The sequence below is a fragment of the Fimbriimonas ginsengisoli Gsoil 348 genome, from assembly GCF_000724625.1.
GTDB lineage: Bacteria > Armatimonadota > Fimbriimonadia > Fimbriimonadales > Fimbriimonadaceae > Fimbriimonas > Fimbriimonas ginsengisoli.
This window is the reverse complement of the sequence record NZ_CP007139.1, coordinates 1,035,872-1,061,516: the sequence shown is the minus strand read 5'-3', so window position 1 is coordinate 1,061,516 and position 25,645 is coordinate 1,035,872. Positions and strand designations below refer to the sequence as shown.

Genomic DNA, 25,645 nt, shown 5'->3' with positions numbered 1-25,645 from the left:
GAAACGAGATGTTCCCACAATTAGTGGGTGACGGTTACATATCGCGTCGCGTGGGCGACCTCGCGGCCGACGCTATCGAGAACGAGAAGTTCGATCGTGGCCGGTCCCTCGGGAATCGAGGAGGTGTCCAGCACCCACCGATGCGGCCCCGGCAAGGCGGAAGCTTGGCGCTCGTCTCCGTTTACTCGCCAAATGACGCGCGGGTAATCGTCGTACAGCTTCACCCAGGCGCTTAGCGATATCCGTCCGGTCAGCGTTCGTCCGTCCTCGAGGGGAATCGTTCGCTGCGGAGCCGACGCATGGCCTTGGCGTGGAACCGCGCGGAGAAAATAAGGATCGCGCAAGAGCTCCGCGTAGCGGTGGAGAACGCCAGGATCGCCAAGGAGGGAATAGTCGTTGCTCTGCCGCCCCGGGATCGCGTGCTTGATCGCGTTCATGCTTAACCAGCAGACCGCTTTTACTCGGGGATATTTGCGCGGAAGGGCGGCATATAACTCCGCCATCTTGGTCCGGGCGAGCTCCGACCGGCCGATGTTGTCAAGCGACGACCGGTGTGAGGCTGCATACTCGCAGATCATGATCGGATGGCGCTTGGCATATCGATCGTAGACGTAGCGGAGAGAATCGGACGGGTCGCGCCAATCGGCCGGCCGTCTCGGGTTGTTGTCCCAGAAAGGAACGCTGTAAACGTTGAGACCGACCCAGTCGACGGCGCTCGCGCCGGGATAGTAGTCGGCGATCGTACGCACCGGCGTCTCGAATGGACACCAAACCATCGCCACGTTCGGCGCTTCCGCATGCATGACCCTGGCGACGAGGCGGAATTTTTCGATGTACAAGGCGGGGTTGCCGTTGTAAGGCACCCAGTCGCCGTTCATCTCGCTTGCGAAGCGGAGAAAGATCGGGGTGCGGGACTCTCGCGCGGCTTTCGCGAACGCATGGAGATAGGCGTCGTCTTTGACCGCGCTCAGCTTGTCCGGTTCGAGGGCGATCTGGGCGGCGGCCCCGTTATCGTTCATGTGCCGAACGAACTTGGCGGGGAACGACCGTCCGTATCCGAGATACATAAAGAAGATCGCGTGGTGGGTGTTTGTGAGATGGTTGAAAGCGCTCGCATCGCGCCGCCAGGCGCCGTATTCGTCGCGATAAGTCCCCCGAATTGTGTCCTCGTGGTCAATGAATGCCCCGGTATAGCAGCCGTAGACCGGTTCGTGGAGGGCTAGAGGGACGCTTGGAACGCCTAAAGTTTTTCTCGGCTTCGGCAGGTGGATGAACGGCTTGGCTACTACCTCATAGCGTTGGGAGAGACGCTCGGTAGCGTAGCCTTCGCTCGGGAGGTTCTTCGACCGGTAGATCTCCGCGGCCTTGCCGAAAGCCTGTTTCGCGCCTTCGAAGTCAGCGGTTTGGACATCTGCCTCCGCGAGTAGCTTGAAGTTGGCGGCGGTCGGCTCGGACTTGACGAGATCCGCGTAAAACCTCTTTCGGGCCATCGCTTCGGCGGGGACGTACTCGTGACGGTGTCGTAATACGATGGCGTAAGAGCCGAGCAGCAGCACCCCCGCGAGTCCGAGCGACCCGAGGCTCTTCAACGCAACTCCGCGATGCCTCACAAGTGGAGGGACGCGGCGAGGCACGCACGGTTACGGAAGATTCCATTCATTTGCCAAGCAACGGAGCGCGGTCGTCCCGACCGCATCCCGGACACCGGGCGTCTCGCCCACCAACGTTGTACGCAGTACGACGGGAGGCCGCTCTGGAGAGCGGCGGTCCGGGGGGTATCCTCGGGGGACCGGCCCGATCGCGATGAAGATTTGGCGGCGGTCGTTATTTAGATTCCATGGTCCGACATCATAGCGGCGGTTTTCGGTGGGAGAGTGTCGACGTCCACCCTTATAAAGAGGATGGGACGCACTTTAAGAGCATCACCCGGCAGACCCTTTTCAAGGGTGCGGATGGGATGCCGGTCGAGTTTCGATATTTCGAGATCGCGGAAGGGGGGCATTCTACGCTCGAACGGCACGAGCACGTGCATCTGGTGATGATCATTCGCGGCTCGGGCCAGGTATTGGTGGGCGATCGGGTGACTGAGATCGGGACCCACGACGTAGTACATGTTCCGCCGCTAACTTGGCATCAGTTTCGAGCCACGAGCGGGGAAGAGCTTGGATTTCTATGCGTCGTCAGTACCGATCGGGACCGGCCCCAGCGTCCGGGGCCGCGGGAACTGGAGGAGCTCAACGCGAACGAGCCGGTCGCGAGCTTCATTCGTGTCTAGCGGCTTCATCGCACGGGGAACCGATTGGAAAACAGACGCAACTTTGGCTTTGAGACCCGCATGCTGCATGCCGGGCAGATTCCCGATCCATACGTGGGAGCACGGGCGGTTCCGATTTACCAAACGACCTCTTACGTCTTCGAAAGCACCGACGAAGCGGCCCACCTCTTCGAGCTGAAGCAGTACGGAAACATCTACTCCCGCATCAGCAATCCGACGACCGCAGTCTTCGAGGAGCGGATGGCCTCCCTAGAAGGAGGAACCGGCTCGATGGCGGTGGCGAGCGGTATGGCGGCGCAGTTCGGCACGATCATGACCTTGTGCTCGCCTGGCGACGAGATCGTCGCCTCGACGCAGCTTTACGGGGGAAGCCTAACCCAGCTCACGCACACGCTGAAGAAGCTTTCGGTTCAAGTGAAGTTCGTCGATCCGGACGACATCGCGGCATGGGAAGCGGCGATCACTTCCAAGACGCGGATGCTGTTCGTGGAAGTGATCGGCAATCCGGTGGGGAGCATCGCCGATCTGGAGGCGTTGGGTGCGTTGGCCAAGGCGAAGCGGATCCCATTGGTCGTGGACAGCACGTTCGCTACCCCCTACTTGTGCCGGCCGATCGAGTGGGGCGCCACGATCGTGGTCCACTCGGCCACCAAGTTCATCGGCGGCCACGGCACCAGCATCGGCGGAGTCGTGGTAGATTCGGGCGACTTCGATTTCTCCCGGCACGCGACGATCGCCGAGGCTTCGCCTTCCTATCACGGCCTCCGATTTTTTGACACCTTCGGTCATTACGGATTCTTGATGAAGCTGCGGGCGGAGACGGTTCGGGACACCGGCGCTTGCATCTCGCCGATGAATTCGTTCTTGCTGCTCCAGGGGTTGGAGACATTGGCGCTTAGGATGGATCGCCACGTCGCGAACGCGGCCGGAGTGGCCAAGTTCTTGGACGGGCATTCTCGAGTTCGACGCGTGCACTACGCGGGGCTGCCGAGCCACCCGCATTACGAGCGGGCGAAGAAGTACCTGCCGAAGGGGCCGGGCGCCGTGCTCTCGTTCGAGATCGAATCGAGCGACGAAGACGCGCGAGACGCGGGGAAGCGGTTTATCGAATCGTTGCAGCTTTTCTCGCACCTCGCGAATGTGGGAGACGCGAAGAGCCTTGTGATTCACCCGGCTTCCACGACCCACCAACAGCTTTCGGACGACGAGCTCGTCGCCGCCGGCATCACCCCCTCGACGATCCGTCTATCGGTCGGCCTCGAAACTCTGGAGGATCTGCTATGGGATTTGGACCAAGCTCTGTCTGCGATATAAGCCTCAACACCCAGCTCACGGCCGAGCAGAGGGAGAAGTACCAGAACACCCGCGCCATTCGCGATATGCTGTCCGACGCCAAGACGATCGCCATCGTCGGCCTTTCCACCGAGAAGACGAAGGCGAGCAACATGGTCGCCTCTTACCTGCAGGACGAGGGGTATCGGGTGATTCCGGTCAACCCTCGTGCGACCGAGATCTTGGGCGAGAAGTCGTACCCCGACCTGAAAAGCATTCCGGAGCCGGTGGATATCGTCGAGGTCTTTCGCCCGGCGTCCGAGGTTCCCGCAATCGTCGACGAGGCGATCGCCATCGGCGCGAAGGCAGTTTGGATGCAGCTCCGGATTATCGACCTACCGTCGGCCGACCGGGCGCTGGATGCGGGGCTGTCGGTCGTCGTCGACCGTTGCATCAAGATGGAGCATGGCCGCTATGCCGGCGCGTTGCACTGGGCCGGAATGAACACGGAAGTGATCACGGCGCAGCGCCGCAAGATGCGGTAGTCACCAGCCAGCAGACAAGAAAAACCCCGTCCCACACTTATTGTGGGACGGGGTTTTTTGGCTCGGATCTAGAGGCTATTCGCCCCAGATGATTCTTCGGACCATGCGCATGAATAGGTTCATTTCCTTAATCCCCCTTGATTGCGGTCGACGATAGGTCGATCGTCGCGCTGTTAACGGTAGTGACCGTTGGGTCGGTCCAAACATCGTCTCCCCACATGGCTCGGTTTGGCGAAACCGTATCGGGTTGTGTTCCGGACATCGCGCCGTCTCCCCACATGGCTCGGTTCCCGGACATTCCGGTTCCCCACATGGCCCGATCCATATCGATCGCCACGCTGCCGTCGGAGCGCCGGTAGGCTCGGGGACTGGTCGCGTACTGTGTCGCCACGATCGCGCTATCCAGCGCGGCCGGAATATTGAGGTAGCCGGCTCCGTAGGTGAACATGTCGCCCCGTCCGGAAGTGGCCAGCCACTTGTCGGCGCTCGCCATGAGACGAGCCTTGACGGTGTCGGGGGAAAGCTTCGGTTGGAGCTGAAGCATCAGCGCCACCGCGCCGGAGACGACGGGGGCCGCCATCGACGTTCCGGAGAGCCGGAAGTAGTCGTGCGACATCCCGTCCCGCTTACTGGTCATGTATTCGGTCCAGGACACGCCATTGACGTCGCCGTAGGTTCGGTCGAGATACGAGTATCGAGCGAGTACGGAAACCACCCGGTTGCCGGCGGCAACGATGTCCGGCTTCACAACGAAGTCCAGCCTCGAAGGGCCACGGCTCGAATAGGTCGCGATCTGGTCGTGGTTGCGGACGTCTCCCTGCTTCATCGCGCCGACGGTGATGACGTAAGGGTCGTTCCCCGGCGACTCGATCGTGCCGTAGTTGGCGCCGTAACCCTCATTGTCGGCGCCGGAGGTTTGGGTTGCGTTCTTCCGGCCGTCGTTTCCGGCGGAACAGACGACGACGATGCCGCTCTTCCATGCCTGCTCGACGGCTTGGCACAGGGGGTCGGTGGTGTAGCTCTCTCCCACGGTATGCCCCATGGAGAGGTTCATGACCCGGATGTTGTAGCTCTTCTTGTGATTGACCGTCCACTGAATACCGGCAATCACTTGGCTGACCGTGCCGGACCCCTGGGAATCGAGCACTCGAACGTTGATCAGGTTCGCCTCAGGGGCGATTCCGTAGTAGGTGACGAAGCAATTCCTGGCCGAGGAGCTCTTCCCATTTCCACCCACGATGCCGGCAACGTGAGTTCCATGGCCGCAGAGGTCGTTGGCAAAAAACGAATCGGGGGAAAAATTGGCGTTGGCGACGATCCGGTTGTTGAGGAGATCGGTGAAGTCCCAATCGTTGAGAAAGCCAAAATCGTTGTCGGGCCGGATGCCGCTGTCGATGATGGCGACGCCGACTCCGGAACCGGTCGTGCTGTACTGCTGCCAAGCCGTGCTCGCGCCGCTCGACTCGACGGTGTACACATCGCTCTTGCGTACCGAGACATCTTCGGAAACATGCGAGACGAACGGCAGGCTGAGAAGCTTTCGAAGCTTCTTGGTTGGGATGTTGATCGCATTCGACTTCACGATCGGAAGGTGCCGGTAAACGTAGCCTCCGAGGTGCGCCAGCTTGGCGGCGTCGGCCCCCGTCATCGATCGCGAGTTTTGTACAAGCAGATTGATCCGCCCCTCGCTGGGTGCGGCCAGTGCCTTCTTGACGAATGTGTCGGTGCTCGGAGCTTGCCCGAATGCCGAAACCGCGGCCGAAACGGTCGCTAAGATGCCGGCGATTCGCCGGGCAGTCCTCTTGTGGGTCGGCATTATACGTGTGCCGAATGTGTCTTTCATAAGTAAATCCGCTGGCGTTCCCCTCGCAGCCGGGTAATTATCGGCCCCTTTTTCAGCGCGGAAGACTGGTAGAAATACTTGTCATTTTGGGTTAACCGGTTTACTTGAGGAGATTTTGTCCCCCTAAAAGTGGTTAACCGGTTAACGTCCTGCGCGAGGTCGCTCGAGTCCTGGGAGTACGTTTTCTCGCTCGCCGGCCGGTTCGGAGGGCTTCGCCAAAGGCTGAAGCTTTCTTTCCGTCTTCATCGAGTACATCCGATGATCGGCCGCTGAAAGAAGGGACGCGCAGTCTTTGCCGTCGCTTGGGTAGCAGGCGCTGCCGACGCTCACGCCGAGGCGCAGTTGCCCCAGCCGGCGGTGATGCAATTGAGGATCGTAGGTCTCGATCGCCTCTTGGAGACGCCGGGTCATCTCCTCGGCTTCGGCCTGATTGGCGCCGTCCAAGACGACGACGAACTCATCCCCTCCATAACGCGCCACGATCCCCGCCGTACCGACGACCTCGGTGAACAGGCGGGCGGCATCGCGTAAGACCGCGTCTCCTTTGGCGTGTCCAAAACCGTCGTTGATCGGCTTGAAGCTGTCGAGGTCGAGGCAGAGGAGGGCGAAAACCGATTCGTTCGCTTCCGCATAGTCCGAGTCGCAGAGGGAGTCCACGTGATTCGTGAGGAACCGGAGGTTGTAGACGCCGGTCAGCGGATCGCTGAGGGAGTCGCCCCGGGTTCGGTCGAACAGAATGCCGTTGTAGAGAGCGGATGCCGCCCGTTCGCCGATCAGCTCGAGAAGTTGGCGGTCGTAATCGCTAAAGGCATCTTCGGACGGATGGTACAGGTTGATGGTCCCGATCGGCCTTCCCTCGCAGCAGACCGGCACGATGAGGGCGGTCTTGGGAGGGGTCCAGAGGCCGGAGGCCACGGAGTCGAGCATGAGGTCGGCAGGATCGAACGCCCCAAAGAACGGGGTGTTGTTCTCGATCGCCTTGAGCGATGGGCTCTCCTCCCCGACTGTTCGAGCGTTGACGAAGAAATCGCGGTTGACGCCGAAGGCCGAGTCGGCGGTAAGGATTCTGACGTCCGCGTCCCATAGGAAGAAGACGCAGGTCGCGCCGGGGTAGATCTCCTCGATTTTACGCACGACCAATTCGGCGGTGTGCTTTATCCCCAGGCTGCTGGAAAGCGACTGAGCCACCTCGTAAAGCGCCCATAGCTCGGTCGAGGCGCGCGAAATATGTTTAGCGGCTTGGATGGCCTTGCTCTCGACGGCGGTGGAGACGGCGTGCTTGAGCACCAGCGGCCCAACCCCTTCAGAGGCCATTTCGTTAACGACCCGATCGATGACTTTGAGGAAAGACTCGACGACGACCGGGTCAAAGTGGCTTCCCGCCTCGCGGCGGATCAGCTCAACCGCTCGCTCGTGGGTCCACGCCTGCCGGTAGGAGCGGGTGGAGGTCACGGCGTCGTAAACGTCGGCAACTGCCATGATACGGGCGGTGAGCGGGATGTTCTCTCCCGCCAGGCCGTCGGGATAGCCCGTACCGTCCCACCGCTCGTGATGGTGCCGCACGACCGGCAGGACCGGCCAGGGGAATTCGACCGGGTCCAAAATCGCCGCGCCGATTTCAGGGTGCTTCTTGACCTTCTCGTACTCTTCCGGCGTCAGCGGACCAGGCTTGAGCAAAACGTATTCGGGCACGCCGAGCTTGCCGATATCGTGAAGCAGCGCGCCGGTTCGCACCCCTTCCAGATCGCCACCCTCCAGCCCCATCTCGATCGCCACCGCCACCGCGTAGCGCTGTACGCGAATGATGTGTTGGTGGGTGTATTGATCCTTGGCGTCGATGGCGAGGGCGAGGCTTTTAATGGTTGCCAGATACAGGTCGGAGAGCTGGGCCTGTTTGACTTGGAGCTCTTCGATATGGCGCTGCCGGTCTTCGGCGCGCGCGATGTAGGTAACGAACGACTGATAGACCCAGTAGGCGACGGGCAAGATGAAGAGGAGGACCGCGAGGGCGCTACCGTTGAAGAGCAGCATCGCCAAACCGCCGACGCAGGCGCTGGCGAAGTAGCTGGGCGCAGTCCACTTGAAGTTTTCCTTCCACACGTCGAGCAGCTTCTCGCCGGTGAAGAGCGCGAGCATGACCGCCACGCCGAATGTGTTCACTAAGAAGAAGCTGAGCGAACTGCAGGCGACCGCCAAAAACGTCCGAAGACAGTTTTGGAAGTTGAGCTGCATGTCCAAGGTCCCTCCGTTGAGGAGGGTGAAGACCAGACCGCCGACCAGCGCTTCGACCGCGCTAAGGGCGACGTTGAAGATGAGCTGGTGGACCCGCTGGCGCTTGGGGAAAACGCAGCTCGATAGGCAGCTTGCGACGGCGATGATGACGGCAAGCCCGGGGCCGAGGCGCAGCATGCTCGCGAAAGTCACCGCGAAGCCGAGCGACATCGAAACCGCCTCTTCGTTTGTCCGAAGGCTGTTGAGGCTGACCTTTTTGCCTCCGACGAGTACGCCCAAGGCAACGAACCCGGCAATCTCCCACGGCGAGTTACGATGGGTGGGAAGCGGCAGCTTTTGCGACAGGATCGCCGCCACGATACCGAGTGCGAAAACAAACACCCAGTACGCTCGGGCCAGGGGTGGCATTTTTGACATTTATCGAATCCCGTCGCCCATCTTTAGAAATTATTGGGCAGTCTGCCTACAAAAGCATAGGGGATGTTCGGAAGTTCGCAATCTGCACCCCCTTTTAAGGCATCTGCCGGGTTCGGAGAGGCTCAGATGAACCGTTTCATCTACGCACGGGTTGAGGAACGAGAGACCCAGGGGAGGCATGGGGACGTCAAAGTCAGTTATATGTAGACGGATGTCTTGTATAATCGTCTCACGTCTCACGAGGAATCCGCAGAGTGCAGTCTTCCTTTTCCTTTCGATCTCCCGCTCAGGAACCAGGCATCAGGCCGCGCGCTTACGTGCTCAGAATCCAGCTCGACGGCTTCTACATCCAGCCGATCCAGCACTGCGGACCTTTGGTGGTCGTGCGGGAAGGGGTTGTGCTCGACTCCAACCCCGACGCCCGGCTACGCGGGGTTAGCGAGGGGTTTACCGCGCGGAACGCCATCAACATCATCCCGAATCTCACCCTGCGAACCTGGCGGGAAGACGATTACCGCGAGCGGTGTACGAAGTGGCTCGATGGGTGCCTCGATTTTTGCGACGTGATCGAGCCCGAAGATCAGCATGTCGCCTACCTCGACCTCTCGGGGCACCCCGCGCCGGGCGAAATCGCGGTTCGAGTCGTAGAGTCGCTGGAGAAAGCGACCGGCCTTCCGGTACGGTTCGGCGCGGGTCCCTCGAAATGGGTCGCGTTTCTCGCGTCACAGCATGGCGACTGGGGGCAGGCGGTGCGAGAGCCGGCGGCCTTCCTCGCTCCATTGCCGGTCTTGGAACTGCTGCCGATCGCGATGGCGTCACGAGAGCGCCTCCGTTTTCTCGGATATCGAAAAATCGGGGACGTGGCCAAGCTCGATATAGCGACGCTCCGATCGCAGTTCGGTGAGGAAGCGCTGACGATTTTGCGGGCGGCGGCCGGCTCGCAAGGTGATCCCGTGGAGGCGATTTATCCGCCCGACTCGATCGCGGACCGAGTTTTCTTCCCCTCTCCCCTCGAGTCGCTTGAAGCGATCGACGCCAATCTCAGGCTCTTGGCCCAATGCCTCGGCGGGCGTTTGATGGGTAAGGGGCAGGAGGGCTCGAGCCTCGAGCTGAGCATCGAAACCGAAACGGCGGGTTGGCAGACGCGAACGCGAGAATTTGCCAAGCCGATGCGAGCCCAGCCCGCCATTTTCGCCGCCTTGCAGGCTTTGTGGAGCGAGACGCCGATCGAGGAACCGGTGCTCGCTTTGGGGGCGCGTCTGCGAAATCTACGGCTCGTCGTCGGCTTTCAGCCTGCGCTCGTGGGGCGCGCCCGCGCCAACGATAGGGTGGTACGGCTGGAGCGGACGGTGGCTCAGATCCACACCACGTTCGGGGAACGTGCCGTTCTGCGGGCATCGGAAATGCCGGTCGCGCGCCGGGTTCGAGTGTTGCGGGAGTGGCAGAATGTCCTCGGCTGGCGATGAGGTTCGCCTCGCCCGCTGGCGCGAAGCCGGCGACTGGTGGGCATGCGCGCCCCAACTGGAGGTGTGCCGATATCTTGACGGCCAGGGAATCCGGCGCGAGAAAATCGAGACGCTACCTCCCCTTATGACGGTAGACCGCGCCGAGACGCCCCCTCGGATATTGAAACTGCGAGACGAGAAGATCGCCCGCGCTTGCGGATACAAAGATCCGGTCGTGGCTCCGCATGTGGAGTCGGGAGGGTCCGACTCTTACGCCGCGCTCCACGTGCTAAGCGGCTACGCGTTCGGCCGAGGCGGGATGCTCGCCGCCGAGATCTGCAGCTTTCCTGAGGCGTGGGAATATCAAGCGATTCTTCTTGCGGACCCTTTCTCGCTGATGGGGGCTCGGGAGTTCCGGCGCTATGCCGCCCAAGCGGAGATCAAGCCTCTGATCGGGGCGACGGTCGAGATGCCGGAAGGAGGCGAGCTCGTACTCGTCGCCCGCAGCAAGCGGGGGTACCGCAGCCTGTCGCGGCTAATCACGGAGTGTCATTTGGGTGAGCCCCGACTCTATCCCCTCTGTACTTGGGAGCGGCTGGAGCGGCATACCGAGGATCTCCTCTGCCTGACCGGCGGCGATGCCGGCGTGCTGAACCGCTTGATGGTGCGCCGCGATGAAGAGGGAGCCCGCATCATGCTCGATCATCTGATCGGACTCTATGGGCGCGAAAACGTCTTCATTCAGATTGAACGGAGCTACCTTCCCTGGGAAATCGCCACCAACGAGCGGATGCTGGAGTTGGCGGAGTACGCCCGAGTCACCCCGGTTGCGGGCGGTCCGATCACGCATCATCGTCCAGAGAATTTCCCCGCCCAGGACGTATTGGTCTGTATCGACACGCTTTGCACGATCGAGGAGGTTGTCGGCCGGAAGCCGTTGCGCGAGGAAGGGCAGCCCCAAATACCGCACTCCCCGCGCCGGGCCTTGAACGCGGAGCGTTATCTGAGGACGAGGAGCGAGATGCGCGAGCTGTTCCGAGACCGGCCGGATCTGCTGGAGAACACCTTGCGGGTGGCCGAGCGTTGCGACTCCAACGTGCTTCCCGGCCGCACAAATCTTCCCAAGTACTGCGAAAACGAAGCGGAGCTGCTCCGTTACGAGACATACGAGGGGGCTCGACACTTTTGCAAGGTCATCGACTCCGATGTGACCGATCGGCTAGAGATGGAGCTGGATCGGATTATCCGGAACGGCTTTGCCAGTCACTTCCTGATCGCGTGGGATATGTGCCGCTGGGCGACCGATCAGGGGATCGTCTTGAGCGGGCGCGGTTCGGTCATCGATTCCTTGGTCGCTTATTGTCTCGGATTCTCGCGAATTAACGCCCTGGAGCACGACCTCCACTTCGACCGTTTTCTACCGGAAGGGGCCACCAAAAGACCGGACATCGATATCGACTTCGAGGCGCGCCGGCGGGAAGATGTACGCGGCTACCTGACCACCAAATATGGACCGGCTCATGTGGCGACCGTCGCCGCCTTCGGCGCCTACGGCTCGCGGGGCATTATCCGAGAAGTGGGGAAGGTGATGGGCGTACCCCCCGAGAGCCTCAGCCTCTTGGCCAAACGGCTCCATGGCGGAGTTACCCCCGAGCGCTTGGAAGAAGCTCTCGACGCCCGCCCCGAGCTGCGGAACAGCAACATCCCCCGCGAGCGTTTCCATTGGGTTTTTCGCCTCGCCGAGGATCTGATGGACATCCCCCGCAACGCCCGCGCGCACTCCTCCGGCGTGGTGATCTGCGAGGATCCGATCGCCGACATCGTTCCGATGATGCACTCCGGAGTCGACGGGGTGCCGATCATCCAGTGGGATAAGCGAAGCGCCAAGGACTGCTTCGACAAGTTCGACGTGCTTTGTCTGAGAGGGAACGACGTGCTCTCCGATACCCAGGCGCGCGTTCGGGACCAGGTCCCCGATTTCGATATCCGTGACGTTTCACTCGAGGATGAGGATGTTTACCGCGCCTTTCGCGCCGGGAACCTCATCGGCATTCCTCAGTCCGCCTCGCCGGCGATGCGGCAAGCGCATATCCGGGTGCGAACGGAAAATCTTAAAGACGCGGGAGTTGTGCAGGCCGCGATCCGGCCGGGGGTCGGTGGGGCGGTGAAGATCAACGAATACATCGCTCGTCGCCGCGGGCAGCACTATGGAGTTCTGGACCCTCTTTTCGACGATATCCTCGGGAGTACCTACGGCATCGTCGTGTTTCAGGAGCAGGTAGACCAACTGCTTCAGGAGTTCGGCGGTTATTCCGCCGCGGAGGCGGAGGAAGCTCGGGAGGGGATCTACAAGCGGAAGAAAGAAGAGTTCGCGCAGCAAATCCGCCAGCAAGTCTTTGACCGGATCGTCGCCCGGGGACATTCCGAGGAGATCGCCCAAGAGGTTTTTCAATACGTAGCGCAGTTCGAGGGGTACGGCTTCGCTCAGGGACACGCGCTCGCCTTCGCGGATATTTCCGTCCGTTGCGTTTGGTGTCAGCAGAACTTCCCGGCGGAATACTTCGCGGCGCTCTTAAACGCCCAGCCGGCCGGCTATTACGGTCCCGCCACGATCGCCAACGAAGCGCGGATACGCGAGATCGAGATTCTTCGTCCCGACGTCAACCGGAGCGCGATCAATTTCACCCCGGAGGATCTGCTCTCGGAGGACGACCCCCGGATGTTGATCCCTCACGGCGGAATCCGAGTCGGCCTGCGCCAGGTCGGCGGGGTACAGGAAGCGACGCGGGAGCGGATCATCGCTGCGCGCCACGACGGCGCGTTCGCCTCTTTCTTCGATTTCGTCGCTCGCGTTCGCCCGGATCGCGACGAGCTCGAACGGCTTATCCTCTGCGGCGCGTTCGAAGGGCTTACGGAAAATCGCCGCACTCTTCTCTGGGCGATCCCCCGCGCCCTCGAATACGCCGCGATGGTCTCCTCCATGGACGGAGCGCTCCCTTTACGGCTTCAGGAGCCGCCGTTTCCGGAAGATGTGGAGGATTTCTCCATTGCCGAACGGGCGATCCAAGACCGCCGAGTGCTTGATTTGGACATCCGCCACCATCTGGTCGCGTTCGAGCGTGCGCGAATCAAGGAGAAAGGCGGGATTACCTCGGCCGAGGCGTCGCGCCTGACTCCGGGGACGAAGGCTTTCGTTGTGGGTAACCCGATCCGCCTTAGATTCCCGCCGACCTCGAGCGGCAAGCGGGTGATGTTTTTCGATCTCGAAGACGAGAGCGGCCTGTTGAATGTGACCTGCTTCGACGACGTCTACCAGCGCGACGGCCACCAGGTGATCTGCAACCCTTACATCACCCTCCGCGGCGAAGCCCAAGACCGGGATGGCCACATCGCCTTCCTCGCCCATCGCATCTACCCTTACACGCCTTGCTTGCGAGAAATCCAAGTCACCGACGACCCGCTGCCGATCGTCGTCTCGGATTTCTTGGTGGGCTAGCGCCCTTATCCCGACGCTAGCCCACTTCCGCCTATTTCGGCGGCTGGGCCGACGGTACGTCGTGGTCGACCGTGGTAACGAAGAGCCGGCCGATAATCGGAATGTCGCTAAGAACCGGTACCCGGCGAGTAGCTTGGGGTCGAACCGGCCCGTCCGGGATCGGCGGGGCGGGCACGATCGGGGCACGGTCCCGCGAAACGAACGCATGGCCGACGATGGGAATCTCGCTGAGGAACGGCACCCGCCGGGGGTCCTTCGCGCGACGAACACGATCGGCAGGCACTTGTCTTCGGGCGGGCCGCCTGACCATATCCGCCGAAGGGGCGAGGAGTGGGGGAACGGACCCGGGCCGCCTGACTGTATCGGCCGAAGGAACGGAGGGCGGGATAACGGAACCTGGCCGCCTGGCCATATCGGCCGAAGGGACGGGCGGCGGAAGAGCGGAGCCGGGTCGCCTAATACCATCCACCGAAGGAGCGGCCGGAGCAGGCGGGATCTCTCCCCAGGCCCGGGGATCCGGAGCCTGCGGGAGCCGATGCCACGTCGGCGGCTTCGCGGGAGGAGGGAGGGAATCGGCGCTACGATGCCACACGATAGACGCTCTAGCCGGCGGACTGACATGCCGGAGTCGGTGGCGACGCCGAGCCTTAGACCGAGCCCGAGTTGGTCGCTGGTCGGCCGAGAAAACCATTGCCGGCGGCGGGGGAATCCCCTTAATCGATCTGGACACGGCCGGTTTTGGCGGATGCGCGGGAGCCGCCGGAGCCGGAGGCGCCGGTACGAGTTGGTAAGTCGGTAGAAAAGCGAGCGCGAGGAACGGCGCGACGCATCGGAGAGCCGGCCGCGGCTGGCGGCGAGCGGTTGAGATGTTCTTCAAGGCTTGGATCCTCCTTTCGACGGTGCGGTAGGAGCCGGCCATTGCCAGCCCCGCGCTTCCGGAAATCTGGTCGATGGGCTGGCGAACGCTCGCCCTTAAGAGAAGGTCGGCATACGCCGAGACCGGCGCATTTGTCAGCTCGATGGCGAGCTCGTCGGTGGCGGACTCTTGCGCTTCGGCATGAGCGCGGACGGCCAGCCATACGAACGGATGGAAAAAGAAGATGGAGCGGACGACCATGGCGAGCCCGGACCAAGCCAAATCGCGCCGGGCAAGATGGCCGATCTCATGGGCTAGCGCCATGCGGAGATCCCCAAGCCTTCCCAGTAGATAGGCGACTGGAAGCACGATCGCGGCCGGACGGCCGGCCAACAGGAGCGGTACATCTTGCTCCTCGCTTGCCAGCATTCTGGGCGGAACCCGGAGTCCACCGGCTCTCCCAAGCCGCTCCAATTCTTGCCTTGCCGACGGCTCCACAACCGTTTGCGCGGTGCGGACGATTCGACGGCCAAAGAGGAAGGAGCGAAGCCCTGTGACCAACGCGACCGCCACGCCGACTCCTAAAAGGAGCCAAACCGGATCGACGCCGGTTGAGGGAGCGGGGCCAACGGCATAACTGTACTCCTGAACAGCCGGCTCGGCCGGTAGCCAGGGTAGCTGAATCGCTCCGACCGGTAAGACCCCGAGGAGGAGCTTGAGCAAGACGCATCGCCAAACCCAAGCTCTCCACCTCGGCGCGAGACGTGGGAACAGCTTTAGTGCGAGGGCCGCGGCCGCCACCACGAGCGTGGGACCAATAAGCAGCGGATCAGCGGCCGGCATCCTTCTCCTCCAATTCGCGAACCAACTTTCGAAGCTGGCTCAACTGCTGATCGTCCAGGTCGACCTTTTCGGTGAGATAAGTGACAAGCGGATCTACCGACCCTCCGAGCACCCGCGCCACGAAATCGTCGAGCAGCTCTCCCACTACGGTGGGTCCGGAGCGCGAGGGGATGTATCGAAAGACGCCTTCGATCTTTTCGCGCCTCAGGTAACCCTTCTTCCGCAGGCGTTCCATCACGCTCTGGGCCGTGGTGCGCGAGTGTCCCTTCGTCTCGTGGAGAAACGCGGCCGCTTCGCCGACCGTCGCGCCTCCTTTCCCCGAGATGAAGTTAAGTAGCTCCATCTCCGCCTCTCCAACTCCGCTACGTTTTGCCATCTGAATTTATGACGACATATGCCGTCACAAACAGAATAACACAGATCACGACATATGTCGTGATAAATATCGCGAACGGTTACCGCCTTCCTAGATCGAGAATTCTGTGGCCGAAGCCGGCTGAGTTATCCGGTCGAAGTGAGGGAGGACGGACTCTAGGAGGAGGTCGAACGGTTGCCCCTCGTCGGGGTAGGTGGGCCACTCCCGGCTACCGGTGGCGATGGCCGGGGCGGCGACGAGGACGTCGAAACCCTGCGAGGCGGCGGAGCGCGCGAGGCGCGCGAGCGGCTCGGACGCGCCGGCGCCAAACGTGTCTGCGCTGAGGAGAACTACCCGGCGCCCGAGGGCTTGCAGCTCGGCGACCAGGCGCGGAGCCCGCCCTCCGTTACCGTTAATCCACACCACCCGCCCGGAATCGGGGGCGGGCTCTTCGTCTAAGTAAGAGGTCTGGATCATTCCCGCGGCGACGGTACCGTTCGTCTCCGGGTCGACGAGAACAAAGCTTCCGGTGGCGGAATTCCGCTCGTACGGGTCGAAGTAGAGCGGTCCCGCAGTGCGGAGACGTATCCGGCCCAACTCGTTTAGACCCAGGTGGGTCGCTGCGACCGGGTCCAGGGTGTCGACATCAATCCGGCTGGTCACCGACTCGATTACTCCGGAGATCCTCCTCGTGGCGTGCAGCACCAGATAACGCTTGCCTAGCGCGAGCGGCGTATCGGCGAGCCAGCAAACAACCGCTTCCACACGGTCCGCGCGTTCGGGAGCCGACGACGGGTCGAAGAGAAGGTCGCCGCGGCTGATGTCAACGTCGCGATCGATTTCCACCACCGCCGGCTGGCCGGCCCGGGCTTCGTCGGCGGGTTCACCAGCTACATGCAGCGACCGGACCGCGCTTCGAATACCCGACGAGGCGACTCCGACCAGGTCGCCGACCCGAACCGATCCGCTCTCCACCTGCCCGGCGAATCCGCGGAAGTCTTGGTGGGGGCGGACCACGTATTGGACCGGGAGCCGGAAACCGGTTCGAGGCTGTCGAGCGACCTCGACCTCTTCTAAGAATTGCAACAAGGTCGGCCCGGAGTACCAGGGGGTTTGCTCGCTCGGGTCGACGACGTTGTCTCCGTTCAATGCGGAGATCGGAATAAACGTCACGTCCGCAATTCCCAGCCGGTTGGTAAAGGCGCGGAATTCGGCTTCGATCCGACGAAAAACTGCCTCCGAGAACTCGACCAGGTCCATCTTATTGACGGCTACTACCAAAGTTCGGAGGCCCAGAAGGGAGGATATGGCCGCGTGCCGCTTGCTTTGGCTGAGCACCCCCTTGCGGGCGTCGATCAGGATGACGGAGAGGTCGGCGGTCGAGGTGCCGGTGACCATGTTCCGCGTGTATTGGAGGTGGCCTGGCGTATCGGCAATGATGAACTTGCGCCTTGCGGTCGAGAAGTAACGGTAGGCGACATCGATCGTGATGTTCTGCTCGCGCTCGGCACGGAGGCCGTCCGTCAGCAGGGCAAGCTCCACCTGGTCTGCGCCGCGGTTACGGCTGGCGCGCTCGATGGCGAGCATCTGGTCCTCGAGAATCGACTTCGAATCGTAGAGAAGTCGTCCGATAAGGCTGCTCTTGCCGTCGTCGACGCTTCCCGCGGTGGCGAATCGTAGCGTGTCCATCAAAAATAACCTTGCCGCTTGCGGTCTTCCATGGCGGCGTCGCTACGCTGGTCGTCGGCGCGGCCGCTTCTCTCCGTCACGCGTGCGGAGATCACTTCACCAAGGATCTGGTCCAAGGTGGAAGCGTTCGACTCGATCGCGCCCGTGCAGGTAGCGTCGCCGACGGTTCGGAAACGTATAGTCCGGATTTCGCGCCGCTCTCCAGGGATCGGAACGAGGAAGTCGCTGTGGGCGAGCAAGACGCCGTCTCGGACCACCACTTCGCGCTCGTGGCTGAAGTAGAGGGACGGGATCGCGATCCGTTCGGTAACGATGTATTGCCAGATATCGAGCTCGGTCCAGTTGCTGAGCGGGAACACGCGGAAGTGCTCCCCCGGTCGCCGCATGCCGTTGTAGAGATGCCAAAGCTCAGGGCGCTGGTTTTTGGGGTCCCACTGGCCGAAGGCGTTCCGGTGGGAGAAGACGCGCTCCTTGGCTCTCGCTTTCTCTTCGTCGCGCCGCGCGCCGCCGATTGCCGCGTCAATCTTCAGCTCGGTGAGAGCGTCGAGGAGAGTCACGGTCTGCAATCCGTTCCGGCTCGCATGAGGTCCGGTTTCCTCGACTACGCGCCCCTGGTCGATCGAGTCTTGCACGTATCGCACCAGCAGCCGCGCCTTCACCTCGGCCGCCAGCCAATCGCGGAACTCGATCGTCTCCGGAAAGTTGTGGCCGGTATCGATGTGCAGCAGCGGAAATGGGATCGGCCCCGGAGCGAACGCCTTTCGAGCGAGGTGGGTGAGCACGATCGAGTCCTTGCCACCCGAAAAGAGGAGGGCGGGGCGTTCGAACTGCCCGGCGACCTCTCGGAGGGTGTAGATCGCCTCGGCCTCGAGCTCGGCCAGGTAGACATGTCGGGAAACATTGGGTTCGATTGCGGTCATCAGCGATTTCGATCAGGGTTCTTAGTGGCGGTGGGTTCTGCGACCGCCTGCCGAGGTCGGGGAGGGGTGTCAGCGCCTTACCCAGGGTCTTCGACCCGCGGCTAGTTTCTGAAGAGCCCTCCGGGCTCTGGATGCCTTAGGTGAAGGTTGGCGGCGGTTGGGGCTCATGAACTCGTTTTTGCCGGAGAGCACTAGTCTAGGAACGGGTCTACGAGGGGAGAACCGAGTCAGGCCCCTCGTTTAGCTCGAAACCGACGAAGCGTCGTCGGTCTTCGACTTACGGGGCATGTTCGACAAGCCATCCCGCCTCTGACCAAAAGATCCTGAGGTCAGTAAAATAGGGGCATGCTTTCTAGCCGGGCGAGGTACGCCATGCGCGCCCTGTTGGACCTCAGCCTGAGGGACGATGCCAAGATTACGTTGATTCAGGACATCGCTGATCGGCAAAACATCCCGCTGAAGTTCTTGCAGCAGATCCTCTCCTCCCTTAAGGTCGCGGGCTTCGTCCAGAGTCGAAAAGGGCCTGGAGGAGGCTACGTCCTCGCGAAAGCGCCGGAGGAAATCACCCTCGGCGCCGTGATTCGAGCCATGGATGGGTCAATCGCTCCGATTAGCTGCGTGAGCGTGACGAACTTCAGCGAATGCGGCTGCCCGCACCCGCCGACCTGCGTTCTGAGGGTTACTTTCAAGGAGGTCCGGGACGCGATGGCGCTCGTATTGGACAACACTTCCTTTGCGGACCTGCGGGACATGCAACGTAAAGCCGACGGTGTTCCGTCGATTTTGGATTACGTTATTTAGATCTAACGGCACTTCGCCGTCGTATCTTCCGCTCAACGCATTCCGATGCCCGAATCACCCCTTTAGCACATCAATCTAATAGTTGATGGATTTAGTAGAGTATTGCGGAGGCGACCCGTGGGAGGGATGAACGCGCGCCGCGGTTCCCGCGACCTGCTGAACGCCGGCTGCGGAATTCTCTTCCTGTTCGGCCTCGCATTCGGGACCGGATGGCGAACTCAGACGTCCGCGGCCCGAAAGGGGGCTTATCCGCTAAGGGTCGCCTACTTCCCAAACCTCACCCATGCCCCCGCGCTGGTCGGAGTGGCGAAGGGGTTCTTCCAAAAGGATCTGCCGGACTACGACGTCTCGACCCGGGTAGTGAACGCCGGTCCGGAGGCGATGGAAGCGCTTCTTGCTGGCGAGGTCGACGTCGCTTACGTGGGGCCGAGTCCGGCAACGAACACCTTCTTAAAGACGAACGGGCAGAGCCTTACAATCGTGGCAGGCGCCTGTAGCGGAGGCGCGTCGCTTGTCGCGCGGGCCGACCTTCCGATTTCGAGCGTTCGCGACCTCGACGGACACAGCGTCGCGGTGCCGCAGCTAGGGGGAACCCAGGATGTGTCGTGCCGACACTTTCTACTCCAGTCAGGTTTGGAATCGAAGGAGCACGGAGGAACGGTTTCGATTATCCCGGCGAAGAACCCCGACATCCTCACCCTCTTCCGGCGAAAACAGATCGACGCCGCCTGGGTTCCGGAGCCTTGGGCTTCGCGGCTGCGCTCCGAGACCGGGGCTAAGACGGTCGTCGACGAGCGATCGCTCTGGCCAAACCGGCGCTTCACCACCACCGTAGTGGTCGTTCGGCGAGCATTCGCAGACGCTCACCCCGATGCCGTGCAAGCCTTCGTCTCGTCTCACGAACGGACGGTTTCATGGATCCAAGGGCACCCTGCCGAGGCGCAATCGACGGTGAACGGCGAGCTCAAGCGATTGACGGGCAAGCTTCTCGGCAATTTGGTCTTGAAGGAGGCGTGGGGGAAACTCGACTTCACAACCGATCCTAACTTGACGAGTATCCAGGCCCTGGCGAGCGCGGCTTACCAAGCCGGGTACCTCAAAGCGGCTCCAGGAACGCTTCCCGGCCTGGTCGATACCCGCGCGCTCCTCGCGCTTAAGGGAGGGAAGTGAGCTCTCTTTCCATCCGTAACCTATCCAAGCGGTTCGGCGGGCCGGACGGGCTGCAGGCGCTGGAGGATGTCTCGATCGAAGTGCCCGAGGGAGAGTTCCTGATCCTCGTCGGTCCCTCTGGTTGCGGAAAGTCGACGCTTCTGAACATCGTCGCCGGGCTTGAAGTGCCGGACACGGGCCAGGTATTGGTCGACGGAAAGCCGATCCAAGGTCCGGGACCGGACCGAAGCCTCGTCTTTCAGGACGGCGCGCTGTTTCCTTGGCTCTCGGTCCGGCAGAATGTCGAGTTCGGTCTGAAGCAGGCGAGGGTTCCCACCCTGGAGCGTGAGGAACGGGCTCGTCGAGCCCTCGACAAAGTTGGGCTGGCCAAGTTCGAGGACCATGCCATCCACGAGTTATCGGGTGGGATGCGCCAACGGGTGGCGATCGCCCGGTCGCTCGTCCTTGAACCCGGGATCATCCTGATGGACGAGCCGTTCTCCGCCCTCGACGCCCTAACTCGCGAGGACCTGTACTTGGAGGTGCAGGACCTCTGGAGGGAGCGGCGAAGCACGGTCGTCTTCGTCACGCATAACGTCCGCGAGGCGGTGACGCTGGGGGACCGGGTTCTCCTCTTCTCGGCTCGCCCCGGCCGGATCCAAGAGAGTTTCGACATCGACATTCTGCCGCCGCGCCATATCGACGACGTCGATGTGGCGCGAACCGCGCAGAGCATCTCTCACGCGATGAAGGCCGGTACCCGAACGATTTATGAGCACCGTCAAACGCCTGATATTCTTCTCCGCACTCATTCTCCTTTGGGGGATTCTTGCTAGCCGGCACATCTGGGACTCGACCCTTTTTCCGTCTCCGATCCAGGTAGCGAAGTCGCTGGGCGGCTTGATATCCGACGGATCGCTGCTCAACGCGACCGCGGTAAGCCTCCGCCGGGTCCTCGTGGGATACGGGATTTCGCTTGCGATCGGCGTTCCGCTGGGGATTCTGCTCGGGAGGCAAGATTGGGCGGAGCAGACGCTCGGCTCGCTGGTGTCCGGCTTTCAGTCGCTGCCAAGCATCTGCTGGCTGCCGCTAGCGCTCCTCTGGTTCGGCCTGAACGACCGGGCGATCCTGTTCGTGATCGTTATGGGTTCGCTCGTATCTATCTCCGTCGCCGTCCGAGACGGTGTACGTAACCTACCACCGACCTACGTACGGGCCGCACGGACGCTCGGCACTAGCCCGCTTCGTATGTACACCGACGTCCTTCTTCCGGCCTCATTGCCCGCCGTGCTCACCGGAGCCAAGCTCGGCTGGTCGTACGCTTGGCGGGCGCTGATGTCGGGCGAGCTGCTGTTCGTCTCCCTTGGACTAGGGCATTTGTTGATGATGGGGCGCGAACTGGCGGATATGAGCCAAGTGCTCTCGGTGATGATTGTGATCATCGCCTTGGGACTGCTCACCGACACCGTGATCTTTGGATCGCTGGAACGCTATGTTCGCCGCTCTAGGGGGCTGGGTACGGCCTAATTTTCGACGTCTACAACGTGGAACTGCCTAATCTCCCGAAGAAGTCTAGTAATCCATAGACTTTAGGGTGTTTTCGGCGAAGAGTCGCAGTAGCATTGATGAACCAACGACGAAGTTGACGGACAGAGACATGAAGAACTTCCAGAGAAACCAGAGCGACGGGTTCACCCTGATCGAGCTCCTCGTCGTTATCGCGATCATCGCTATTCTTGCCGCGATCCTCTTCCCGGTGTTCGCCCAAGCCAAGGCCGCGGCGAAGAAGACGAGTTGTCTCTCCAACGTCAAGCAGATCAACACCGCCTACTTTATGTACATCTCCGATGCCGACGAGCGGTATCCGGCGACGGTCACCGAGCGAACCGCCCCGAGCAGCGTGCCCGATACGGCCGAAGACAGGGCGCCGTACAGCTACCGTGTGAAGCTGAACCCGTACATCAAGAGTCAGGCGATTTTCAAATGCCCGGAAGGAAAAGATTGGCCGGTTCCCCAGCCGGGCGCCTGGTACACCACCGACTACGGGAACAACCACAACGAGTCGAAGCTTGGCCCACCTTTCAACGCGAAGCAGTACAAGTGGTACCAAGCCAACCCCGACTTCGGCTTCAACGACGACACCTCGCAGAGCGATCTTAGCGATCCGGCCCGGTTCATCATCCTGGGCGACGCTTCCCGCGCCAGCGGAATCCCGTCCCGGGGCGGAATGTATCCGCAGCAATGGTGGGCAGCGTACGGAGGCATCGACGACTCGACCTTGCCCGACAACCAGCAGCAGGCACGATTCAACCCGCGCCATAACAGTGGCGGCAACCTCGCCTACTCCGACGGGCACGCGAAGTACCGCAAGCCCGAGCAGACCTGGCGCACCTACGAAGACAACGATTGGCGCCGCAATCCGGTGAGAGGATGACCGAAGCCGGCCGTCTCACTAAGTCCGCCTCGTCTTCCCCGGTTGTCCGGCGCAATGTCACCTCCCGTCTCGCGGGGGGTGGCTACGCGCTTGTAATCGCCTTGTGGCTGGGCCTTTATTTGGGTCAGCCAGGCGCGCCGTTGCCGGGTGCGGTTGCGATCCTTTCTCTCTTCTTGGTATCGGGAGCGCTCTTGGCTCTATACCAAGACGATTTGCGTTTCGATTCGATTGAGCAGTCGATCGAGCACGTCCGCGGCCTCCCGGGTCTGAGCGTCCATCGCTCGATCCCGTTCTCCTCGGTATCTCAAATTTCCGTACATGTGGCGCCGGTGCTGCGGTCCGATCACGAAACCAGCGTCGTCCACCGTCACTGGTGCTCCGTGAACCTCGTCGCCGGCGAAGAACTCCTCCGGCTCTGGGAAGCCGAAACGGACGACACGGAAGAGGCTCGGCTTGCCCTGCTCGAACGAGGGAAAGCGTACGCCTCCCGATTCAACCGGATCTTGTCCGTTCCGGTAGTGACTAAAGAGTAATCGTGCGGGCTCGGGGGAGGCAAATAAAGCGTCCATGCGAGCCCGACCGGTCCGGATTCACACCGGCGATGCCCACTCGGCCGACGATCTATCGTTGCTCAAAAAACCGTGTGCGGCATAGTCTTATTCCCCCTTCTCGTTGGCCCCTGGCTTAAAAAGCACCGGTTGAAAATGACCTCCTGCGTCCCATTCTAAAGAAGCGGGAGGGGATACATTTCGAGGAAACCTGGCGTCATCCGAGGCAATCAAAAAACTGAGACTTCACTGGAGGAAGCAGAGATGAGAGAGTATCTAGCCGTCAGCCCGTGGACTGAGCTCAATCGAATGTGGAACCTGATGGACCGGTTCTCGCAAACTCGTAGCGACAATATTGGCAGCTCGACGTTTCCGATCGACATTTTTGAACGGGATGGCCGAATCACCATTCGTGCATCATTGCCCGGCGTAAAACCGGAAGACCTCAACGTGAGCATGGATCAGGGCGTCCTCACGATCACCGGCGAAACGAAGGACGATCTTGAGCGCCGTGAGGGAAATCGCGTCTATCATCGCGAGCACTCCTTTGGCCGGTTCGTTCGGTCCGTCCGCATTCCGGAGGAAGTGAACGAAAACGCGATCGACGCCAATTTCGAGAACGGTGTTCTAACCGTCTCGATGCCGATAACCAAACCCCAGCAGCCTCAACCCCGACAAATCGCCGTCCGAAGCGGCTCATCGAGCGCCCCGGCGATCGATGCCGGCAAGGGTAAGTCCGATTTCGCCTATGCCGACCAAGGTAAGGCGGACACGAGCGATCAACGCGAGAAGGCGGGAAAGAAAGGGTAGGCGTGGGCGCCTAGGAAGGGGTCGACTCGCCTAAGGTGAAGAAAACGTCGTGCCTTGACCCGGGGTGGAGTCGACCCAGACCCGGCCGCGTTGGCGGGCGATGGAGCGGCGGACGTTGGCGAGGCCGAAGCCGGTGCCGGGATATTCGGACTCGGAATGGAGCCGTTCGAAGGGGCGGAAGAGCTTGTCCGCGTGGGCCATGTTGAAGCCGATGCCGTTGTCGCGAACGAAGAAGACCGGCTCGCCGCCCTGTTCGATCTTTCCGAAAGTCACCCTGGCTGGTTCGCCGGCTCGCGAATATTTGCAGGCGTTATCGAAGAGGTTCACGAGAACCATCGACATCAGCATCGAATCCCCCATCGCCTCCAGCGATGGTTCAATCTCGATGGTTGCCTGCGGATAAGAGACAAGGACCTCCGACCGGGCCGAGGCGGCGATCTCCGAAAGGGCGATCGGCTCGATGCGCACGGCCTGGTTTCCCAGGCGGGCGTAGCGCAATAGATCGTCGACCATCAAGCTCATCTGCATGGCGGAGCCCGCGAGTCTCTCGAGGGAGAGCCGGCCATCCGCGCTCACCCTGTCACGTTCGTCTTCGAGCACGAAGCGGGCGTTGGCTACGATCGACCGGAGCGGAGAGCGCATGTCGTGAGAGATGGCGAAAGAGAATCCCTCCAATTCTTCGTTCTTGGCGGTCAGCTCCGCGGTTCGTTCGGCAACGCGCTCTTCCAAGCTCGCGTTAAGGGTTTGGATCGCCGCCTCGGCGGCTTTCCGTTCCGAGATGTCGCGGATGAAGAACATGAAGATGCGCCCCTCCGGACTCTCGTGTGGGACGACGTAGAGCTCGACGTCGAAACCGCGCTCCCCTCTTGCGCATCCTCGGGACTCGAGGCGGTGGGCGAACGGAAGCGAGGGACCATCGGTCCAGGCGACGTCGACCTGTTCTTGAATCGGGCGCCCCATCGCTTCGGCGGCGCTCCAACCGAACATTTCCTCTGCGTGGCGGTTCCACAAGATGATGTGCCCGTCCTTGTCGCAAGCGGCGATGGCGTCCATCGAAGACTCGACGACCAATCGCCGCAACGTCTCGCTGTCGCGGAGGTGAAGTTCCGCACGGTGGCGGAGATCCGCCTCCATTTCCGCCTCCCGGCTGGCGTTCGAGGCCCGTCGAGCTTCTTTCTGGATTTTCGCGCGAACGAGGCCGACGAGCAGCGAGGAAGTCCCGAAAATGATCGCCGACCCAACGATGCGGAGCTCGTTTTTAGGCGTGTGTTCGAAGGCGGACCCCGGAATGAGAGGCCCTATCGCGATGTACGCGCACAGAAGAGCGGCGCTAATCAAGCCCGGGATTGTCCCAAACAAGTAGACGGTGAGCAGGTTCGCAATCCAGAGGAAGAGCCCCGGATCGCCAATGGAGCGATTCGGAAAGAAGGGCTCCATCAGGAGGACGGCACAAACCGTGAGCAGAATTCCGCGAAACGAGTTCACTGAAAGCCGGCTTTCCGGTTCGGGCTTGCTCCAGGCACGCTTCTCCTTCATCTCTGCTCCGTCCGGATTTCCACCGACATTGTAACGGCCATTCATTGAATACAACCGAAAACATATGACGAAAGGGGCTCAAAACATTCCCGCTTAACAAGGTGGTTGGCGCTCCGTTCCTTCTCAGGAGGGCCTCTTATTCCGCGCACTCCTCTTCGATTCTTCGGCTGTAACTTGGA

Annotated in this window: 20 protein-coding genes; 12 read left to right on the top strand and 8 right to left on the bottom strand. The window is 61.5% G+C overall.

The features are described from left to right. Positions 1-20: 20 nt before the first annotated feature. Positions 21-1,610, bottom strand: a complete 1,590-nt coding sequence (locus OP10G_RS24010; protein ID WP_025227004.1) for a glycoside hydrolase family 26 protein — start codon at positions 1,608-1,610, stop codon at positions 21-23. A 227-nt stretch (positions 1,611-1,837) separates the two neighbouring features. Between OP10G_RS24010 and OP10G_RS04885 the strand changes: the two genes are divergently transcribed. The 3 genes from OP10G_RS04885 to OP10G_RS04875 are packed head-to-tail and all read left to right on the top strand — an operon-like array spanning position 1,838 to position 4,092. Continuing rightward, complete coding sequence (locus OP10G_RS04885) at positions 1,838-2,275, top strand: cupin domain-containing protein (protein ID WP_025227005.1); 438 nt, start codon at positions 1,838-1,840, stop codon at positions 2,273-2,275. A gap of 60 nt (positions 2,276-2,335) precedes the next feature. Continuing rightward, a complete protein-coding gene (locus tag OP10G_RS04880; protein ID WP_038472592.1) occupies positions 2,336-3,589 on the top strand; it encodes an O-acetylhomoserine aminocarboxypropyltransferase/cysteine synthase family protein in 1,254 nt (417 codons plus the stop codon). After that, on the top strand, positions 3,556-4,092 hold the full coding sequence (locus tag OP10G_RS04875) for a CoA-binding protein (protein ID WP_025227007.1): 537 nt from the start codon (positions 3,556-3,558) through the stop codon (positions 4,090-4,092). Before OP10G_RS04880 ends, OP10G_RS04875 begins: the two co-directional genes overlap by 34 nt. A 127-nt stretch (positions 4,093-4,219) precedes the next feature. Here OP10G_RS04875 and OP10G_RS24005 read toward each other — a convergent pair whose 3' ends face one another. After that, entirely contained in the window at positions 4,220-5,908 is a 1,689-nt protein-coding gene (locus OP10G_RS24005) for a S8 family peptidase (RefSeq protein ID WP_025227008.1), read from the bottom strand. A 168-nt stretch (positions 5,909-6,076) separates the two neighbouring features. Beyond that, positions 6,077-8,575, bottom strand: coding sequence for a diguanylate cyclase (locus tag OP10G_RS24000; RefSeq protein WP_025227009.1), 2,499 nt, complete (start codon positions 8,573-8,575; stop codon positions 6,077-6,079). 326 nt (positions 8,576-8,901) lie between these two features. Between OP10G_RS24000 and OP10G_RS04860 the strand changes: the two genes are divergently transcribed. Then, positions 8,902-10,050, top strand: a complete 1,149-nt coding sequence (locus tag OP10G_RS04860) for a DNA polymerase Y family protein (RefSeq protein WP_025227010.1) — start codon at positions 8,902-8,904, stop codon at positions 10,048-10,050. Then, a complete protein-coding gene (gene dnaE / locus OP10G_RS04855) occupies positions 10,031-13,525 on the top strand; it encodes a DNA polymerase III subunit alpha (RefSeq protein ID WP_025227011.1) in 3,495 nt (1,164 codons plus the stop codon). The genes OP10G_RS04860 and dnaE overlap by 20 nt, the downstream gene beginning before the upstream one ends. A 31-nt stretch (positions 13,526-13,556) precedes the next feature. Here the strand turns inward: dnaE and OP10G_RS04850 are convergent, their stop codons facing one another. The 4 genes from OP10G_RS04850 to cysD all read right to left on the bottom strand — a co-directional run bounded on the left by OP10G_RS04850 (position 13,557) and on the right by cysD (position 18,188). Continuing rightward, positions 13,557-15,224, bottom strand: a complete 1,668-nt coding sequence (locus OP10G_RS04850) for a M56 family metallopeptidase (RefSeq protein WP_025227012.1) — start codon at positions 15,222-15,224, stop codon at positions 13,557-13,559. Next, positions 15,211-15,600: a BlaI/MecI/CopY family transcriptional regulator gene (locus tag OP10G_RS04845; protein ID WP_025227013.1), complete on the bottom strand. Its 390-nt coding sequence runs from the start codon at positions 15,598-15,600 to the stop codon at positions 15,211-15,213. The genes OP10G_RS04850 and OP10G_RS04845 overlap by 14 nt, the downstream gene beginning before the upstream one ends. Positions 15,601-15,690: 90 nt before the next feature. Next, complete coding sequence (locus OP10G_RS04840; protein WP_025227014.1) at positions 15,691-17,268, bottom strand: sulfate adenylyltransferase subunit 1; 1,578 nt, start codon at positions 17,266-17,268, stop codon at positions 15,691-15,693. Beyond that, complete coding sequence (cysD, locus tag OP10G_RS04835) at positions 17,268-18,188, bottom strand: sulfate adenylyltransferase subunit CysD (RefSeq protein WP_025227015.1); 921 nt, start codon at positions 18,186-18,188, stop codon at positions 17,268-17,270. The genes OP10G_RS04840 and cysD overlap by 1 nt, the downstream gene beginning before the upstream one ends. A 345-nt stretch (positions 18,189-18,533) precedes the next feature. Here cysD and OP10G_RS04830 point away from each other — a divergent pair, with 345 nt between their 5' ends. The 7 genes from OP10G_RS04830 to OP10G_RS04800 all read left to right on the top strand — a co-directional run bounded on the left by OP10G_RS04830 (position 18,534) and on the right by OP10G_RS04800 (position 23,930). Then, on the top strand, positions 18,534-18,989 hold the full coding sequence (locus tag OP10G_RS04830) for an RrF2 family transcriptional regulator (protein WP_025227016.1): 456 nt from the start codon (positions 18,534-18,536) through the stop codon (positions 18,987-18,989). 126 nt (positions 18,990-19,115) lie between these two features. Continuing rightward, positions 19,116-20,159, top strand: a complete 1,044-nt coding sequence (locus tag OP10G_RS04825; protein ID WP_025227017.1) for an ABC transporter substrate-binding protein — start codon at positions 19,116-19,118, stop codon at positions 20,157-20,159. Then, entirely contained in the window at positions 20,156-20,974 is an 819-nt protein-coding gene (locus OP10G_RS04820) for an ABC transporter ATP-binding protein (RefSeq protein ID WP_025227018.1), read from the top strand. The genes OP10G_RS04825 and OP10G_RS04820 overlap by 4 nt, the downstream gene beginning before the upstream one ends. After that, positions 20,910-21,665: an ABC transporter permease gene (locus OP10G_RS04815; RefSeq protein ID WP_052547555.1), complete on the top strand. Its 756-nt coding sequence runs from the start codon at positions 20,910-20,912 to the stop codon at positions 21,663-21,665. The genes OP10G_RS04820 and OP10G_RS04815 overlap by 65 nt, the downstream gene beginning before the upstream one ends. 130 nt (positions 21,666-21,795) lie before the next feature. Then, the gene (locus tag OP10G_RS04810; RefSeq protein ID WP_025227020.1) at positions 21,796-22,572 is read left to right on the top strand and encodes a prepilin-type N-terminal cleavage/methylation domain-containing protein; all 777 of its coding nucleotides are present in this window, start codon (positions 21,796-21,798) and stop codon (positions 22,570-22,572) included. After that, on the top strand, positions 22,569-23,105 hold the full coding sequence (locus OP10G_RS04805; protein ID WP_025227021.1) for a hypothetical protein: 537 nt from the start codon (positions 22,569-22,571) through the stop codon (positions 23,103-23,105). Before OP10G_RS04810 ends, OP10G_RS04805 begins: the two co-directional genes overlap by 4 nt. 279 nt (positions 23,106-23,384) lie before the next feature. Further along, a complete protein-coding gene (locus OP10G_RS04800) occupies positions 23,385-23,930 on the top strand; it encodes an Hsp20/alpha crystallin family protein (RefSeq protein WP_052547553.1) in 546 nt (181 codons plus the stop codon). Positions 23,931-23,960: 30 nt separating this feature from the next. Here OP10G_RS04800 and OP10G_RS23995 read toward each other — a convergent pair whose 3' ends face one another. After that, on the bottom strand, positions 23,961-25,511 hold the full coding sequence (locus OP10G_RS23995; RefSeq protein ID WP_084178821.1) for a sensor histidine kinase: 1,551 nt from the start codon (positions 25,509-25,511) through the stop codon (positions 23,961-23,963). Positions 25,512-25,645 lie beyond the last annotated feature (134 nt).